Genomic DNA, 18074 nt, shown 5'->3' with positions numbered 1-18074 from the left:
GCTCCAGCATCTCCGCCGGATAACCCGTCTTCTCCGCCACCACCGCCAACAACACCGACCGCACCGTCCCCACATCGGGACCAGCGACAGCAGCAGGGGCAGGCACAGGGGCCGGGACCGGGACCGGCGTGGCGGCCGGCACCGAAGCCGGCACCGAAGCCGGCGCCGGGGCCGTGGCCGGTGCGGGCGGGGTCCAGCCCGGGGGCAGCGCCGGGACGACGGGCGGCTCCGGCAGGGCGGGCGCCTGGACGGCGGGCCGGGGCGCGGGAACCGCCGGCGCCGGGGCCGCGGGCGCGGTGGCGCCGCCCATCTCCAGGTGGGCCAGCTGGCGCAGGACGTCGTTGGCGTGCGCGTGGGTGCGCCCGATCGCGAGGCCGTGCTCCTTGACGGAGCTCACACCGGGGAGGACCTGGTCCAGCTTCCCCTGGTCGGCGGCGCGTTCCAGGATGCGCGTGAGGCGCTCGACGCTCTGCAGCTGGCCGTTGAGGTACTCGTCGTGGAGGGACAGGTGGTCCGAGACGAGTTCGGTGAAGCGGTCACTGGGCATGTGCTCGTTCTCCTGAGCAGGGGGCAGGGTCTCCGCAGGGACGCGGACGGTCCCCGCCGCGCCACCGGTGTCCGCCGGGACGTCCGGGGCCGGTTCGGGAAGGTGCTGCTCCGTCGCCCGGACGGGGGCGGCCGCCCGTGGCAGGCCGGGGGCCGGGAGTTCCGCCCGTACCGTCGGCTCCGCTCCCCCCGTCGTGGGTACGGCGCCGGGCGCGGCGACGGCGGTGGGCGCCGTGACGGCCGTGCCCGCGGCGGACGCCCCGGGAACCGGCGCCCCGGCCCCCGTCGCTCCAGCGGCCCCCGTCGCCGTCGGCACCGCCACGCGGTAGCCGTTGGCCAGCGCGTCCTGGTAGGCGGCCCGCCGCTCCGGGGAGACGTAGTTGATGCCGTTGAGCATCAGCGTCATGCCCTTGACGGGGGCGGGCTCCTCGACGGCGGCGGCGTACCGGTCGGTGACGGCGACCGGGAGACCGAGCACCGCGAGGCGCGCCAGTGACTGCTTGAGGGTGAGGTCGGCGTCCTTGCCCGGTCCCCCGTCGAGGGCGAGCGCGTGGTGCGGGCGGTCGCCGAGGATGCGGCCGACGAGGCCGGTGAGCACCGAGCCGGGGCCGAACTCGACGAAGACGCGGAACCCGTCGGCGTACATCTCCTCCACCCGCGTGGCGAACTCCACGGGGTGGACGAGCTGTTCGGCGAGGACGCGGCGGTTGGCGTCGACGTCGGCGCCGTAGGAGGCGCCGGGGCTGTTGGCGTACACGCGGCCGCGCGGGGCGGTGATGTCGACGGTGTCGACGACGGCCCGGAAGTCGTCCACGGCGTGGGCGACGAAGGGCGTGTGGAAGGCCGCGGAGACCGGCAGCCGGCGGGCGTGCACCCCGGCGAGGCCCGCGGCCTCGACCAGGCGGTCCACCTCGGCGGTCGCGCCGCCGACGACGATCTGGTCGGGCGCGTTGCGGTTGCAGACCCGCAGGCCCTCGCGCTCCGCGAGGAGTGCGGCGACCCGCTCCTCGGGGGCGAAGACCGCGGCCATCGCGCCGGTGTCCTCGGCGGCCTGCCCGGGGGCGGGCGACATGGCGCGGCCGCGGGCGCGGGCCAGCCGGTGGAGGGTGTCCTCGTCGTAGGCGCCGGCGGCGTACAGCGCGGTGAGTTCGCCGAAGCTGTGGCCGAGGAAGCCCTCGGCGGCGAAGCCGAGTTCGGTGAGGTACCGGAAGTGGCCCGCGGAGAGCGCGCCGATGGCGGGCTGGGCGTAGGCGGTCGCGCGCAGCGCGGTCTCCTGGGCGGCCCGCCCCTCCGCGTCGACGAGCGGCGGCGGAAAGGCCACCCGGGACAGCGGGGTGTCCTCGCGGAAGTGCTGGTTGGCGCGGTCGAAGGAGGACCGCAGCGGCGGCAGCGCGAGCACGGCGCTCAGGCCGGGCTCGACGTACTGGCTGCCCTGTCCGGCGAAGAGCGCGGCCACCCGGCCCGTGTCGGCGGCGGACCGCCGGTAGTGGACCCCCTTGGGGTGCGACCAGGCGTCGGCCTCCGCGCGAGCGCGCAGCTCGCCGAGGGCGAGGGTGCGCAGCGCGTCGGCCTCGGCGGCGTCGCGGGCCGTGAACGCCACGCGGGCGTGGCCGGCCGGGACGGGCCCGCCGGTGGGCGGGGTGCCGGCGGCGAGGGCGTCCGCGAGGGCCTCCGGTCCGGGCGCGTGCCAGAGGTGGACGCGGGCCACCGGGAAGCGGACCGCGACGTCGTCGCCGTCGCCGTGCTCCTGGAGGACGGCGTGGAAGTTGGTGCCGCCGAAGCCGAAGGCGGAGAGCGCCGCCCGCCGCTGGGGCCGCTTGGGGTCGCGGATCCAGGGCCGCGCCTTGGTGTTGACGTAGAAGGGGCTGTCCGTGCCAAAGGCGGAGCTGGGCCGGTCCACGTTGATGGTGGGGGGCAGCACCTTGTGGTGCAGCGCGAAGGCGAGCTTGATCATCGCGGCCGCGCCGGCCGCCGCCTTGGTGTGCCCGATCTGGGACTTGACGCTGCCGATGGCGGCGTAGCCCCGCTCGCCGCCGTCCTTGGCGACGACCTCGGTGAGCGCGCTGAGCTCGGTGGCGTCGCCGACGGCCGTGCCCGTGCCGTGCGCCTCGAACAGCTCGATGCTGTCGGGGGCGGCGTCGGCGTCCTGGTAGGCGCGGCGCAGCGCCTCCATCTGGCCCTCCTTGCGGGGGGCGTAGATGGACTTGAAGCGCCCGTCGCTGGAGGTGCCGAGGCCGCGGATGACGGCGTACACCTGGTTGCCGTCGCGCTCGGCGTCGGCGAGGCGGCGCAGGGCGAGCATGCCGATGCCCTCGCCGATCAGGGTGCCGTCGGCCTCGCTGTCGAACGGGCGGATCCGCCCGGACTTGGAGAGCGCGGGCGTCTTGCTGAAGCAGAGGTACATGAAGATCGTGTTCTCGGCGTCGCAGCCGCCGGTCAGCATGGTGTCGGCGCGCCCCTCCAGGAGCTCGCTGACGGCCGTGCGGACCGCGCCGAGGGAGCTGGCGCAGGCGGCGTCGATCGTCATGTTGATGCCGCCGAGGTCGAACCGGTTGGCGATCCGGCCGGCGACGACGTTGCCGAGCATGCCGGGGAAGGAGTTCTCCTCCCACGGGGCGTACGCCATGCGGAACTTGGCGGCGATCTCCTCGGCGTCGCGCTCGGAGAGGCCGCAGCTCCTGACGACCTCCTTGAGCACGGGGCTCTGGAGGCGCGCGGTGAGGGGCTGGGTCAGCTGGTTGGCGCCGGTGATGCCGAGGACCACGCCGGTGCGTTTCGGGTCGTACCAGCCGCGGTCGGCTCCGGCGTCCTTGAGCAGGTCGCGGGTGACCGTGAGGCTCAACAGCTGCAGGACGTCGGTCACTTCGAGCGTGTTGGGCGGGAGGCCGAACTCGAGCGGGTTGAAGGGTACGTCGGGGATGAACCCGCCGCGCCTGGCGTAGGTCTTGTCGGGCGCCGAGGGGTCGGGGTCGTAGAACTCGTCGACGTCCCAGTGCCCGGCGGGCACCTCGGTGGTGCAGTCGGCCGCGGCCACCACGTTGGCCCAGAACTCGCGAACGTTCTGCGACTTCGGGAAGAGTCCGGACAGACCGACGATGGCGATGGGGTCCCGGGCGAGTCTGCGGTCGAGCATCCGTTCCTGGTATTCGTTCACTGCGTGTCCCTCCGGGTCGTGACGAGCTGTGGAGGCCGGGAGGCCGGAATCAGACCGGCGATGGCGCGCGAGGCGTCCGGGCGGATCAGCATCGTGTAGTGGTCGCCGGGCACGGTGTGGGCCGCCACCGTGCGGTCGGCCAGTTCGTCCCAACCGAGGGTCGGGTCCGTGGGGATGAGGCTGTGGTGCGCCTTGATCTGGGTGAGGGGCACGGTCGCGGGCACCGGACGGTACGAGGCGGTGAGCCTGTTGTTGCGCAGGAGGCCCGCGGTGTAGGCGTCGAAGAGCTTGCGGATGCTCTGGAGCGGTGTCCCCTCGGGCAGTGCGCCGCAGGCCACGGCGTCCCCGAGGAGCTGCTCCAGGCCGACGAGGACGTGGTCCGCGCCGAGGGCCGCGGTCGTGACCGCGCCCTCCGCCGCTGCCGGGCCGGTGCCGGTGCCGGGGGTGCGGAAGGGGACGGCCGTGCCGCGCTTCGCGCCGAGGAACATCGCGAACCAGCGCAGGACGAGCCCGGGGTCGATGCCGTCGTCCTCCGCGTAGGTGTACGACGGCGTGGGCGCGATGCTGTCGAGCAGCACCACGCCGTCGGGCCGCTCCTCGGGCTCCAGGCGCTCCGTCATCCCCTGCGCGACGACCCCGCCGAAGGACCAGCCGACGAAGGTGACCGGGCCGGGCCTGCCGGCGTCCCGTACCTCGGCGCGGTAGGCGTCGACGAGGATGTCGATCAGGCGGTCGACGGTCAGGCCGGACGCACCGGGATTCAGCGCCGCCTCCAGGTACGCGGGGACCGCGCCCAGGTCGAGCACGACGAAGCCCGTGTCCTGGGGCAGTGCCCCGGCCAGGTTGGCCCAGGCCACGACGGGCAGGGCCCCGGGGTGAACGGCGTAGACGGTACGGCCCCCGGGCGGCGTCGCCCGGTGGCGTACCAGCACCCGTGCGGCGGCCGCTCTGCTAGGCCGCGGCGCCACGCTGGGCACTCTCCTCGGCGATGTGCGCCGACAGGGCCTCGATGGTCGGGTGGTACCACAGCGCCGTGGTGCCGAGCTCGAACCCGAGCCAGTTCTCCATCTCGCCGGCGATGACGAGCGCCTCGGTGCTGTCGAGGTCGAGCTCGTCGAAATACTGTCCGGGAGAAATGCTCGACGGGTCCTCACCGAGCCGGTCCGCGATCTTCTGCACAAGCCATTCCTGAACCTCGCCGGCCGTGACCTTGACCATTACCTGTTCCTTTCTAGAACCTGCACGCACCTGCCACCCCGGACGCCAAAGAAAGAGGCTTCCGGGGTGTACGGGTCTACGTGAGAGAACAATGAGCGGTCAGGCCTCCGCTCGCAGTTCGAAAGCCTAGGGAGAGCTTCACTGATTGCGCAACACGCCCTTTGGCCGACGACTTCGCATTTCCGGAGCCGTGAACGCACCCGGCCCGGAGACGGCCGCGCACCGCCACAACCGGGCCCACCAGGAACGACACCGGAACCCCGGCCCGTACGGCTCCGCCCGACGCCCCTCCCACCGCAGGCGAGCCGCCCGAAACGGCCCCGACAGCCCCATCGAGCCTGGTCCGAAGCTCTTCCGGAATGTCAGCGGCGCGTCAGAAGCGGCTCAGCGCCCCGTCCGGGCTCTCTCGTATCGTGAGGAGCGCCGTATGCAATTCCCTGCCCGATTCCCCTCGCCCGGCGGTGACCTGAATCACCGGCCCGGCAGGCGACGTGCCATTGACCCCGGCCGCGTCCAGGAATTCGGATGCACTGCGGCACGCGTGATCGGGACAACGGTGACACGGCGGCGACGGGGAAGGAAACAATCCGCCACCGGTCATCGCGCGGACTGTCTTCTCACCGAGAGTTGGGAAAGATCTGAAATGCCGACCGAGATCGAAGACTCCTGGGCGGTCACGGCTCGCCGAGGAGAGCTGGGGGCCGTCGACGACGCCCTGTCGAAGGGCGGCGGAATTCTTCTGACGGGGAACGCGGGCGTCGGCAAGACCCGCCTGCTCGCCGCCTCGCTCGCACGCCTCGCGGCCGGCGGCCGCACCGTCGTGGCCGTGGGCGGCGTCGGCGGACCGGAGAGCGGCTGCGCCGAGAACTTCGGCTCGGTCTCCGAGTGCCTCGACCACCTGGAGTCGGCCCGGCGGCACAGCGACCCGGCCCGGCGCACGGTCGTCGGCCTCGACGACGCCCACCTGCTGCACGAGGCGTCCGCCCACCACCTCTACCGCCTCAGCGCCTCGGGCCGCGTGACGGTCGCCGCGACCGCCCGCCGGGACACGGCGCTCCCCACCGGCGTCGACAAACTCTGGGTGGAGCGGCTGGTGGAGCGGATCGAGGTGCAGCCGCTCGCCCGCGACGCCATCGCCGCCATCGTGCACCGCCGCGTCGGCGGCCCCGTGGACTCCGGCACCCCGGAACGCCTCTGGGCCGCGACCGGCGGCAACGCGCTGCTCCTCCACGAACTCGTCGAGCACTCCCTGTCGGAGGGCTCGCTGCGCCGCGTCGGCGACCACTGGCGCTGGGACGGCCTCCTGGCACCGCCGCCGCGCCGACTGGCCGACATCGTGCGCCTCGGCCTCGGTGATCTGACGGGCGAGGAACAGGAGTTGGTCAGCACCCTCTCCGTGGTGGGCCACGTCGAGTACGAGGTCGCCGAACGCCTCGGCCTGGCCCGCGCGGCGGAGGCCCTCGACGAACGCGGCGTCGTCCAGCTCGAAACGGCCGGCCGCCGGATCGGCATCCGGCTGGCCCTCTCCCTCACGGCCCCCGTCGTGACGTCCCGGATGTCCGGCCTCACCGCCCAGCGGCTGCGCCTCCAGATGGCCTCGGCGATCGAGGCGACCGGCGCCCGGCGGGAGGAGGACGTCCTGCGGGTCGTCGCCCTCCGCGTCGCGGCGGGCACGGTCCCCCCGGCCCCCACCCTCCTGGCGGCCGCCCGCACGGCGGTCCACCACCAGAACTGTGTGCTCGCCGAGCGCCTGTGCCGCCTGGCCCTGGAGGACCCGCCGCACGAGGAAGTAGGCCTCGCGGGACCGGCGGTGTCGGTGCGGGAGGCGGCGTGGGACCTGCCCTGGACACCGTCACGGGAGGCGCCCCGGGCACCGGAGGCGTCCTGGAACCCGCTCGCGCCGCGGGCGAAGGACCGCGCGCCGCTGCCCGCGCCGCGCACGGGCGACCGGGCGCCGGAGGTGTCCCGGTCACCCGGTGCGGGGCGGGTGCCGGCCGTGGGCACGGCGGCCCCGCCGACGCGCTCCCCCGCCTCGGCCACCCTCTCCCGCCCGGGCACGTGGACCGCGCGCGTGCCCGCCCCCCGCGGTCACGGGGAGCGCGGGGCGCCGGGTCGCGCCGACGGGACCCGTCGCGCGGAGCTGCTCCTCGGACGGGCGCTCGCCGGGCAGAACCGGTACGAGGAGGCCGAGGCGGTGTTCGCCGAGGCGTTCCGGGACGGGGCCGCGTGGCAGGCGCCCGGGGTCCCCCGGGACGAGCTGGTCGAGGCCGTACGCGCCAGGGCCGGCGTCCTCGCCTGGGGAGCGGGCCGGGTCGCCGAGGCGACGGCCGTCGTGGAGGGCGTACCGGAAGGGGTGGACGCGCTGCACGGGTTCAGCGCCGTCCTGGCCCTGCTCGCGGACCGGCCGGACCGGGCGGCGGAGCTGGGCGACCGGGTACTGCCCGGCGAGCGGGCCGACTCCGAGGTCGTCCAGGCCCTCCTGCCGCCCGCGGCGCTGGCCCACAGCGAACGGGGCCGTCCCGACACGGCCCTGCGGCTGATGGACCGCCATGTCGGCGACCTCGGCGCGTGGCGGCCGGACGCCCGCCTCCAGTGCCTCGTCGTGGCGGCGCGGTGCGCCTTCGCGCAGGGCGACCTCGCCCGGGTGGCGGACCTCCTCGACGAGATCGGCCACCACGCCACCACCACGGACGACGAGCTCCGCCGGCTCCAGATCGCCGTGCTGCGGGCCCGCCTGCTCCGCTTCTTCGGCCGCCCCGCGGAGGCGGTCCACCTCTTGCGCCGGGCCGGCGCGCTGCGCGTGCCGCGGGACTGGCTGACGACACCGGCCTGGATCCTCGCCCAACTCGCGGGCGCGCTGGCCGAGTCGGGCCGCCCCACCGAGGCGCTGCGGACCCTGGTGGAGGCGCAGACCGCGCTGCGGGGGACCCCCGGCTTCCCGCTGGCCGACGACGCCGTCGTCCTGGAACACGCCGTGGTCCTCGCGCACGCGGGCGACCGGGCGGGCGCGAGCAGCCGCGCCTGGGAGGTCGCCCGCCGCGCCGGGACCCGCCCCGCGACGGCGCTGACGGCGCTGCACCTGGCGGCCCGGGTCGGGAACCCGGCCCGCGCGGCGGCCCACGCCGCGCGCCTGGCCGCGGCGGGCGGCTCCGGCCTGATGCGGCTCCAGGCCGACCACGTGCTGGCCCTGGCCGGGGACGACGGCGCCGCCCTGGACGCGGTGTCGGCGGGCTTCCGCGCCATGGGCGCCCTCCCCCTGGCCGCCGAGGCGGCGGGCCAGGCGGCCGCCGCCTACCGCAAGGGCGGCCGCCGCCGCGCCGGCCGCCTGGCCCGCGCGGCGAGCGCGCGGCTCCTGGCGGAGTACGGCGGCCCGCTGCCCCCCTGGGTGACCCCGGAGGAACACCGCACCCCGAGCCCGGCGGCCCCGCTGACGACCCGCGAACGCGAGGTGGCGGCCCTCGCCGCCGGCGGCCTGTCGAACCGCGACATCGCGGACAGCCTGGTGGTCTCGGTCCGCACGGTGGAGAACCACCTCTACCGCGTCTACGAGAAACTCGGCATCACGGCCCGCTCGGACCTCCCCCACGCCCTCCCGGACCCCACCCTCCCGGCCCTGCGCGGGGCCGCGGCCTGACACCGAGGGCGCGCCGAGTCGGCAGGTCCCATGTCGCAACTGCAGCACTGCCTGCGCTTAGCTGGAAGCCCCGCCGGGAGGCACTCACCCGGCGGGGCTTTCAGTCGCCTCAGCGACGTTCTGGCTTCGCTTCCTCTAGCTCAGTTCGACTCCGTGACTCGCTCGAAGGCCTGCCGCGAGGGCGGCTCCCTGGTCCGTTTCGGCTCTGATCTCCACCGTCCACCATGTGCCGTCGCTCGCCGAGAGCATCATGAAGCACTCGGCAAAGTCACCAGCGGCGAACAGCTCGGGATTGAGCTTGGGGCGATCACTCACCGCTACGAGCAGCAGGTCGAAACACTGCCGGACACCGGCTGCGAATTTTCGAACCTGTTCCCACGACATTACATAGCCATGCGGCGACGAATCCACCCTCTGCCGGATGTCGGAGTACTCCATTCCCGAATTTCCCTGGACGATCCCGCCGAATTCAAGAACGGACCACATCCAATCATTGTCCGGAATCATGGCGAGCAAGCTACTCAACTCGATTGAGTGGCCGTCAGTGCCATGCATCAGAAACTCTGCGACTCTACTCATCTGGTGACCTAATCCATGGGTTCCGGAACACCACGGCTACGGGTGCCCCCTGTTGCGTTCTCATTCCAACGATGCTGATGGGGATTGGTATGGTTCTGAGGCCTGTTGTGATCAGTGAAGTCGACGTCTCTGACGGGCTTGCCGTCTGCATCGAACTCCCGAGCCTGAGCGTAGGGAGGGTTCCGCTTACTGAGCTTGATCCCGAGTTGCGTGTGTGGGTACCCCGCAGCCGCCGGGTCGGGGGCCGGCTCACCGGTCCGCGGGTCCTTCGGCAGTTCCCGGTTCGGATAACCGCGCGGAGTGGGGCAGTTCGAGTTGTGTACCAGAACCGGAGTGGCCCCCGCCAGCACATAGTACGTGTGCGCGCCGGGCGGGCGGCACCTGCATTTTCGCTGGTCAGCGAATTCCGGCCTGTCCGTGGGTGTGCATGGAAGTGCCGTGCTGTGCGCCTCTGTTGCCGTCGGCGTTGCCGTCAGACGGCTACGCACGTGAGGGCGGTGGAGTGGGCTTTGGCCGGTGTCCTGCCCGGGTTGGGGTCGGGCATGGTCAGGGGGCCGTACGCTGGCCGGCAACTCGGGCAGGCTTTGGACCTGCCCGGAATTTGAACGAGTGGCCCCCTGGCCTTGCCCGACGCGGGCCCCGGCCCGGGGAGGTGGGTAAAGCCCACGGAGCCGACCGGCCCCACCCCCGGGCCTACGCCCCGGCCAACTCCCCGCCGTCGCTTCGCCGTCGGCCTGGCGTTCGCCGTGCTGGCGTGTCCGGCTTTCTCCGCGCTTCCGGTCGTCCGCTGTGCTGTCTTTGCGCGGCCTGGTCGCTGGCCGGCCCGCGGTGGCGGAGCCGAGAGCGGGCCGGGTGGGCGGCCGTGCCGCGCGCGACCCGCGTCAGCGGGTCGCCTTGACCGGCTCCGCACCACCTGTCAGTGCTGCACCCAGGGCCTGGACACCGAACGAAAGAACTGCTGTGCGATCGGCGAGTGCTGCCAGAAACGGCTGTCCCCCTTGACCGTGACCTACGTGCGCTCGGTGCTCAAGTCGGCTCTGGAACACGCCGTCCGCGAGGACGAGCTGCCGCGCAACGTCGCCCGGAACGTCAAAGCCGCCATGCCCCGGCCCAGGCGCTTCCGGCCCCTGACTGCGACGGAGGCTCGTCAGTTCCTCGACGCCGCCCGCACGGACCGGCTCCACGCGCTGTACGAACTCGCGCTGCGCACCGGACTCCGCAAGGGCGAACTCCTGGGCCTCCTCTGGGAAGACCTCGACCTCACAACCGGAACGGCCAGCATCCGCCGCTCGCTCCAGCGCACCCGCACCGGCGGCCTCACGCATCTGCCCACCAAGACCCGGGCGTCTGAGCGCCGTATCGCGCTCCCGACCGAATGCCTCCACTCCCTCAAGGAGCACAAACAGCAGCAGGACAAGGAGCGCGGGACAGCAGGGTCAGCCTGGCAGGACAGCGGCCTCGTCTTCACCACCCCTACCGGCCGGCCTCTCGACCCGGCCAACCTCACCCGCCGCTTCCGCAGCTTCCTCGACCGGGCCGGACTCCGACGCATCCGCTTCCACGACCTCCGACACTCGACCGCCACCCTGCTCCTGGAACAGGGCGTCGACCTCGTCGTGATCAAGGAACTCCTCGGCCACGCCCACATCGGCGTCACCGCCGGCGTCTACGCGCACGTCCGACTCCGCCTCCAACGCCAAGCCATCGACACCCTCGGCAACACCCTCGGCTCAGCGGACGACGGCCCCGAAGACCCACCTGCCGCAGCCGTCGTCCGCTGACGTTGCCGTCAGCGTTGCCGTCAAAGACCAGGATGCCCCTTTCTCCACCAATCGGGAAAGGGGCATCCTGCCTCACTATTCGACAGCGCCTACGAGCGAGCTAGCTTTCGTCCAGGAACTGCAAGACTCCTTCAGGTCCGCCTGAATCGATAATCCCCTTGAAGGAATCCAGCATCGCAGCCAGACCCCCCTCCGGAATGATCACGAGATCGGGACACTGAAAATATGCCCCGCCGGAGCATTCTCCAGTCTCCTTCCATCGATCCATCACTTGCGCGATCGCGCGCAGCGTCATGAACGTGGCACTCCACCGTGTCCCATCCGGGAGGGTGAGTTCCGCGTCTACATTCTCAACGGTTTCCTTGTCGTCCTCTGCACCCAACATGAAGAGCGCGCTGAACTGCTGGTTCTCTACGCGGTAGAGAGGATCACTGGCCATAGAGCTGATTCAGCCTCGCAATCACCTTGGACTCGTTCGCTTTATCGGACTTCCCGACGACCTGGATCCCTCCGTCAACGTTCCGGAAGAACAGGCGACCGCCGTTCCTTCCTCGCGCGTAGGTGACATCCGTTCCGGCCAACGCCTTACTTCCGAGGCCCGGATTCATATTTCCGCGCGACAGCTGCTGAAACAGGCTGTCCAGATCGGCCTGAACCTTCTGATTCTTCCCTGCCTGCTGTGCGGCCTTCGTCAGTGCTGAATCCTCGCCAATGACAGAAGACATCGTTGTGAGGGGGCAGTTGGAATTGTGAACCAGTACCGGAGTGGCGCCCGCCAGCACATAGTACGTGTGCAGGTCGTCGATGGTCAGGTTGTACGTCCGTGCATGGCGCGTGTACGCCCTGTTGCCGGTGACGGAGACCTCGGCGCCGCGGTCCGTGAGGAGCGTCATCCCCGGCTCGAGACTGCGGGCTTCGAGCCAGCGGTTTTCGGAGACCACCCAGAACGGGTGCTCGTGGGTCGCGGTGAGTTTCGCGGCCCCCTTCTCCGTGGCGACGGTCAATTCGTTGAAGTGCTTGTCGTCCTCGGTGACGATGAGCTGCGTGACCTTTCGGACACCGCGCTCGCCATTTTCCGGATCGGTCGCCAGAACTTCGTCGCCGACCTCGATCTTCTCGATGTCCTTGGTCGACCCGTCGGCCATGAGCACGTCCGTGCCCGCGAGGAAGCACTGATTGCAGTACCTCAGCGGAGTCGACGTCTGCCCCGCCTTCGCGTTCGCCTTCCCGCCGCCCTTTCCGGCGTGACCGGCGGCGCGCATCCCGCTGTCGTCCCCGAACTGCGCGGCGACGACGAGGACCTTGAAGAGGTCGAGGAACGCCAGATCCCATCGCATGTCCTCCGTGCAGATGCCCCCGTCGGGACCTCCGCAGGAGTTTGCGGCAGCGGCCACCAGATCTTCAGGAATGAAGTAGTCGCGCCAGGGCGCCTTGTGGAGCTCGCTCTGGTACTTCTTCCGCCATTTCTTGTACGCGGCGCCGGTGCCGAGGTTCTTCTTCGCCGTCGTGGTGATGAACTCTTCGACGATGTTGACCGGGTTGTCATTCGCGGTGACGTCATTGACCGTCAGGGTCTGACCGCCCCTGTCGTGCCGCTGCACCCCGTCGCCCTGGCCGGCCTGGCCGTCCGTCCGCTCGGTGTGGCCGGTTCCGTCGTCGAGACCGAGGCCCGTGGGGTCGGAGAACGTGACGGGGTTGTTGGCCGCGTAGCTGTAACCGGTCAGGGTCTGGAGTTTCTCGATCTCCAGCAGGGGGTCGACGCTGATGAAACGGCCGAGGTTCGGGTCGTATTCACGCGCGCCGATGTGGGTGAGGCCGGTGTCCAGGTCCTTGGTGCCGCCGACGAAGCCCTTGTCGCCGGTCCAGCCGGTGGGCTGGGTGCCGCGCGGTCCGCCGAAGATGCCGGTCTTGCGACGGGTGACGGTCTGCTTGGCGTCGGCGGTGATCTGGGTGGTGCTGGTGCCGAGGTGGTCGGCGAGGGTGAAGACGAGCCCCTTGGCGGTGCGCAGGGCGGTGGAGCCGTAGTAGCGCGTCGCGTTGGCGGTCGTGGCGCCCTTCTTGAGCTGCAGCTCGTTGCCTTCGGGCAGGTAGAACGTGGTGCCCGTGGAATCCCGCCGGAGCAGACGCTGGCCCGCGGTGTCGTAGACGAAGCTGCTGACGTCCGTGACCTTCGTGACGGACTTCAGGTGCCCTTCGTCGTCCCACTCGAACGTCTCGAGCGCGCTGTTGCCGATCTTGCGGGTCTTGGTGTTGCCGTTGTCGTCGTAGGTGTAGGTCTCGGTACGCGGGGCGGACCCGGTCTGGGTGACCGAGGTCAGGTCGTGCGTGCCGGGGGTCGGGTCCGCGTAGGTGCGGAGGGTGTCGGTGGCGGGGCCGGCGGGCGTCTGGTGCTGGACCTCCGTCTTGCGGTTGCCGACCGCGTCGTAGGTGTAGCTGGTCCAGTACGGGTCCTGGCCTCCGACGACCGCGGCGGACGGAGCCGCCGCACAGGTCTCACCCGTGTTGGTCCAAGCCTCGGTGATGCGCCGCAGGGCGTCGAGGGCGAAGCACTGGGTGTCGGTGGTGCGGGCAGCGTCCTGGCCGTAGCCGGCCGCGATCTGGGTGATGTTCCCGGCGAGGTCGTAGGTGTAGCGGGTGTCCTCGACGCGCTGGGGCGCCAGCTCCCGGTCGACGACCCTGCGGGTCAGGTTGCTCGTGTGGTCGTCGTACTCACTGGTGACGAAGAGCTGCTGGGCGAAGCTGCCGTACTCCAGGCGCGTGTTGCGCCCGTAGTGGTCGTACGTCGCGGCCGCGATCAGCGGGTCGACGCCGGAGTGCAGCGTGTTGAGCTGGCCGCCGTTGGTGTAGCTGTAGGAGACCATCTCGCCGGGCAGGTCGCCGATGGCCGGGTGTTCGGTCGCGACGGGCTGGCCGGTGTTCTGGTCGTAGTAGTGGAACCACTCGTAGGTCCCGGCGAGGGCCGCTCCCTCGGCCTCCGGGATGGTCACCGAGGTGCCGGCGGCGCGGTTCATCTCGTCGTACGCGGTGACGGCACTGGTGTAGGCGTTGCCGTTGGCGTAGCGGGTCGACGAGGCGGGCAGCCCCAGGGCGACCGTGTCGAAGGTCCACTCCGCCAGCTTGGTCGTGCCCTTGCTCAGGGCGGTGCGGCGGCCGAGCCGGTCGTAGGTGTTGCGGAGGGTGATCGACGGCTCGGTGGTCCGCACGGTGGTCATGTCGACGGGCCGGTCGGCCTTGTCGTACGTCGTTCTGACCGTGCCCTTGTCGGGGTCGACCGCCTGGGTCTGACGTCCCCGGACGTCATAGGTGTAGGACCACTTCGCGCCGGAGGCGTCGGTGATCTGCTCCAGGAGTCCGCGCTTGTCGTGCCTGAACCAGGTGGACTGCGGGGCGGTCAGGTTCGCGCCGGCGTACTCGCGCATCTCCGTGGTGCGGCCCAGCGCGTCGACCACGACGGTCTGCACGGTGCCGCCCGCGGGCGGGACGACCGTCGTCGTGTCACCCGTGTAGGTCGTGGTGGTGACCTCGACGGGGTCGGTGAACCGCTTCGACGTCACGACCGTAGGGCGGCCCGCGCCGTCGAAGGTCGTCTCCGTCGAGGCCGGGTACTTGGTCTGTTGCCCGGTGACGGGCGTAGTGGACGGCTGGAGCGCGGCGAAGTAGACGCCGGAGTCGAGCCAGGCCTCACCGCGGGAGTTGTAGTACGTCTCGCTGATGAGCGAGCCGACGCGGTCGGGCGACCTGGTCTGCGTCTGGCGGTGCCGCAGCAGGCCGTCGAGGTGCTCGTACGTGCTCTGGTACTCGGAGTTGTGGTCGAGCACCTTCTTCGTGATGACGGAGGAGTCGCTGGTGCGGATCAGGTAGTCGAAGTCGATGTGCGGGCCGTTGGGGTACGTGGCCTGGGGCCGCGTCGGCAGCCACACCTTGTCCGCGCGTCCGAGGGCGTCGTACGTGCTGGTGGTGACGTTGTTGTTGGCGTCCGTGATCTTCGTCGTACGGCCGCGAAGCGGCTCGAACTCGGTGACCACCTTGTGCTGCAGCGGGTTGGTGAGCGTGACCTTGGTCGCCGGCTCGCCCGTCAGCGGGTAGTGGTCGATGTACGAGATCTCCCCGTCGGCGTTCGACGAGGCGATCGCCCGGCCGTAGCGGTCGAAGCACAGCTGGGTCTTGGTCGCGCCGCAGACGCTGGGGACCGCGGTGTCGACGTCGTAGCCGGTGCCCGTTCCGTTGATCCGCTCCTTACGGGTGACGAGCCCCTTGGTCGGGGCCGTGCCGACGGCGGCGCCGTCGTACGCCGTGCGCACGTCGTCGATCACGTCGCCCGGCCGGGAGATCGCGGTCGCCTGGCAGTCGGCCGCCACCTTCTCGACGCGCGAGACGGTGGTCAGGATGTTGGCGCCGGTGTTGCGCGCGTAGGTGATGAACGAGCAGGTCTCGTCCCCTGCCTTGCTCACGTCACCGAGCTGCGACTCGGTGGTGAGCATTCCCTGGGCGTCGAACGTGCGGACCAGGCGCGTCGTCCGGACACCGCTGGACACGGTCTTCCTGGTCTCCTCCACCCCGACGTTCGTGTGGTAGGCGACGAGGTCGCCGACGGCCGCGGGCCGGGCGCGGGTCGCGGTCGCGGCGGACCGCCACGGCGTGTACGAGGTTGCCGAGACGAGGTCGCCGCCGTCGCCGTTGTAGACCGCTGTCTCACGGAGCATGCCGGCGAACTGCTCGCGGTCCGTGACGGAGACGTTCGCGGAGTTGGGAACGTCCTCGCCGTCGATGCCGCGGAAGTAGCGGTTCTCGGTCAGCGTCTTCGCCGTGGTGACATCGCCCTTGCGGACCTGGACCCGGTGGTAGCCGCGGGCGACCGAATACGTCAGGTCCTCGGGCTTGCTGAACTCGTCCTCGCTCTTCGCCCACTTCGCCCCGCCGAGGTAGGAGTACTTCGTGAGCGTGTTGGGCGTGGCGAGGACGTTGTCGTCCTCGGTGACGGTGTCGACGACGTAGGAGTTGAACCAGTCGAGCTTCTTGGTCTCCCCCTCGTACGCCCACTTCACCGGGTAGCAGCGCGTGGTGTTCGTGTCGTCGGCCGGTGGCAGGTTGGTCGGCGTACAGCCGGTGTCGAGGTAGTTCACGCCGATGGCGCCGCCGGATTCGGTGGTGATGGCGGCGATGCGCATCCGCACGAAGGGAGCGAGACCGTCGCCCACCGCGTCGACCCTGTTGGCCTTCTGCACCGGGGCGAAGGTGGTCGCCGGAAGGGTGAGGGGCGTCGCGCCCGCCCGTCCGGTACGGGTGATGCTGTTGAGCCACATGGGCGTGGAGATGCCGTCACCGGAGCCGGCCGGGAAGGTCTGCGCCAGGGCCCAGTGGTCGACGTCCTTGTAGACGCCGCCGGTCAGCACCTGTGTGGTGATGCTCGTCAGACGGGTGCGCGACCAGAAGGAGGGCGAGGTGTTGCCCGTGCAGGCGGTCGCCGTGTCCTTGCAGTACAGGTCGAAGGGGACGTCCGGCCAGTTCTTCGCGTTCGTCGCGTCGAACGTGCCGCACGTGGTCAGGCAGCGCTCGCCGAGGCCGAAGTTGACCTTGGCCATGGCCTTGGAGCGGTACGGTGCGGGGTCGGCCAGACCGTACTCGATCCGCTGCAGCGAACCGCCGCGGTGGTACGGGGTCTTGGTCGACGCGCCGGTCGTCACATTGACGTTCCGGCCGTAGTGGTTGGTGTCCTTGTTCCAGTAGTACGCCATCGCGTTGCCGCGCGGGTCGACGACGTAGTCCAGGTTCCAGCGCCAGGTCTGCTGGCACCAGGCGGCGGCGAAGGACGCGTTGTAGCAGGGCTCGCCGGAGTGGTTGCCGAAGACCGGGACCTGCCAGGCCGCGTTGGTGACCGGGTCGTCCGCCGCGGTGCCGTTGTCCTGCCAGCCGGGCAGCTTGTTGCGGCCGAAGAAGTACTGCGTGCCGTCCGCGGTGGTGATCTTCCAGTGCTCGCCGGTGCCGTCGACGCCAGCGGTGCCGCCGTCGCCGTTGTCGGCGCCGGTCAGCTTCTCGACCTTCTCGGCCGCGTCGTTGGCGGTGCGCCAGCCCTTGCCGGCTTCGTAGACGAGTTCAGTGGTCTTGCCCCCCAGGGACATGACCACGTTGTCGTTGAACCAGCACTGGTCACCGACCCTGGTGGTGTTCGTGCCGCCGGTCTTGTCGTCCTCGCAGGACTTGTAGCGGCGCTCGACGTATCCGGGGCTCCAGTCCCAGCCGTCGCCGATCCAGCTGGCCTGCGTGTTCGAGGCTCCGGTGAGGCCGTCGACCGCCTGCGAGTTGTAGGTCAGCGCGATGCCCGGCTGAAGGCCACCGGGAACAGCGGGTACGGAGACCGGGTACGACCAGTTGAACGCGCCCGTGGAACCCCCCGCGCTCCAGGAGCCGGACGGCTCCAGCGAGGTCGCCTTGTACGTTCCCGTCGGACCGCTGTCGCCGGCCGTCACGGCCAGCACCGTCGCGCCCGAACCCGAGGCCGAGGCGGCCGCGAGGGGGACGTCGGCGGCGAGCGTCCGGGTCTCCGTGTCGTTCGCCGTGGGCAGCGGCGTACCCGTGCGGCACTCCGTCTTCTCCGGCGTCGTGAGCGCACAGGCCGGCATCCGCACCAGGCGCAGGCGCGACGCCCAGCCGCCGCCGTAGGCGCCGCGGAAGGCGTCATAGCTCACCTCGACCCGGGTCGCCCCGGCGCTGCGGGCGCCGTCGGCGCGGCCCACCGACAGCAGGACGCCTTCCACACCCGCCTTGCGCGCCGCGTCCTGGCCGGTGACGGTGATCTGCACCTTGCCGGGCCGTTCGGCCGCGGTACGTGCGCGACCGGCCGGTGCCAGTGCGACCGGGAGGGCCTTCGCGCGCCTTGATGACGCCGTCCCGGTCTCGACCGTCTCGCTGCCGGCGGACGGCCAGGTGACCTTGGGCGCCTTCCACGCCGGAGCCGCCGTGGGCTTGACCTTGTCGCGGCCGAAATCCATCTCCCGGACGGCCACCCCGGGCGGCTGTCTCAGCTCCGGCAGGTCCGGCCCCTCCTGACTCATCGGCCCGGCGGCCGCCGTCGCGGGCAAGAGGCCCACGAGTAGAGCGGTCGCTACCGCTCCGATCCATCCACGCTCGCCCAATAGGCGCACGCCCCACCCCTTAATGGAGA

7 protein-coding genes and 1 pseudogene are annotated in these 18074 nt (G+C 71.3%); 2 read left to right on the top strand and 6 right to left on the bottom strand.

The features are described 5' to 3' along the window. The 3 genes from ACWDVG_RS17005 to ACWDVG_RS16995 all read right to left on the bottom strand — a co-directional run. The coding region (locus tag ACWDVG_RS17005; protein ID WP_451699990.1) for a beta-ketoacyl synthase N-terminal-like domain-containing protein at positions 1–3700 on the bottom strand (3700 nt) is incomplete at its 3' end. Continuing rightward, positions 3697–4668 carry a thioesterase domain-containing protein gene (locus ACWDVG_RS17000; RefSeq protein ID WP_451699989.1) on the bottom strand — a complete coding sequence of 324 codons (972 nt, stop codon included), beginning with the start codon at positions 4666–4668 and terminating at the stop codon, positions 3697–3699. The genes ACWDVG_RS17000 and ACWDVG_RS17005, both read right to left, overlap by 4 nt. Continuing rightward, positions 4652–4918 carry an acyl carrier protein gene (locus ACWDVG_RS16995; protein WP_071369419.1) on the bottom strand — a complete coding sequence of 89 codons (267 nt, stop codon included), beginning with the start codon at positions 4916–4918 and terminating at the stop codon, positions 4652–4654. The genes ACWDVG_RS17000 and ACWDVG_RS16995 overlap by 17 nt, the downstream gene beginning before the upstream one ends. Positions 4919–5561: 643 nt before the next feature. Here ACWDVG_RS16995 and ACWDVG_RS16990 point away from each other — a divergent pair. After that, positions 5562–8552, top strand: coding sequence for a LuxR C-terminal-related transcriptional regulator (locus ACWDVG_RS16990; protein WP_451699987.1), 2991 nt, complete (start codon positions 5562–5564; stop codon positions 8550–8552). Positions 8553–8687: 135 nt separating this feature from the next. Here the strand turns inward: ACWDVG_RS16990 and ACWDVG_RS16985 are convergent, their stop codons facing one another. Further along, positions 8688–9059: a hypothetical protein gene (locus ACWDVG_RS16985; RefSeq protein WP_451699986.1), complete on the bottom strand. Its 372-nt coding sequence runs from the start codon at positions 9057–9059 to the stop codon at positions 8688–8690. Between the two features lie 965 nt (positions 9060–10024). On the opposite strand from ACWDVG_RS16985, the pseudogene ACWDVG_RS16980 reads away from it, so the two are divergent. Next, positions 10025–10912: pseudogene (locus ACWDVG_RS16980) on the top strand (tyrosine-type recombinase/integrase); the annotation flags it as partial. Positions 10913–11012: 100 nt separating this feature from the next. Here the strand turns inward: ACWDVG_RS16980 and ACWDVG_RS16975 are convergent. Beyond that, entirely contained in the window at positions 11013–11351 is a 339-nt protein-coding gene (locus ACWDVG_RS16975; protein ID WP_210990285.1) for a hypothetical protein, read from the bottom strand. Next, positions 11341–18000, bottom strand: coding sequence for a polymorphic toxin-type HINT domain-containing protein (locus ACWDVG_RS16970; protein WP_451699985.1), 6660 nt, complete (start codon positions 17998–18000; stop codon positions 11341–11343). The genes ACWDVG_RS16975 and ACWDVG_RS16970 overlap by 11 nt, the downstream gene beginning before the upstream one ends. Positions 18001–18074: the final 74 nt, after the last annotated feature.

The organism is Streptomyces sp. NPDC003327 (assembly GCF_053589515.1).
This window is presented reverse-complemented; position numbering and strand designations above follow the sequence as displayed.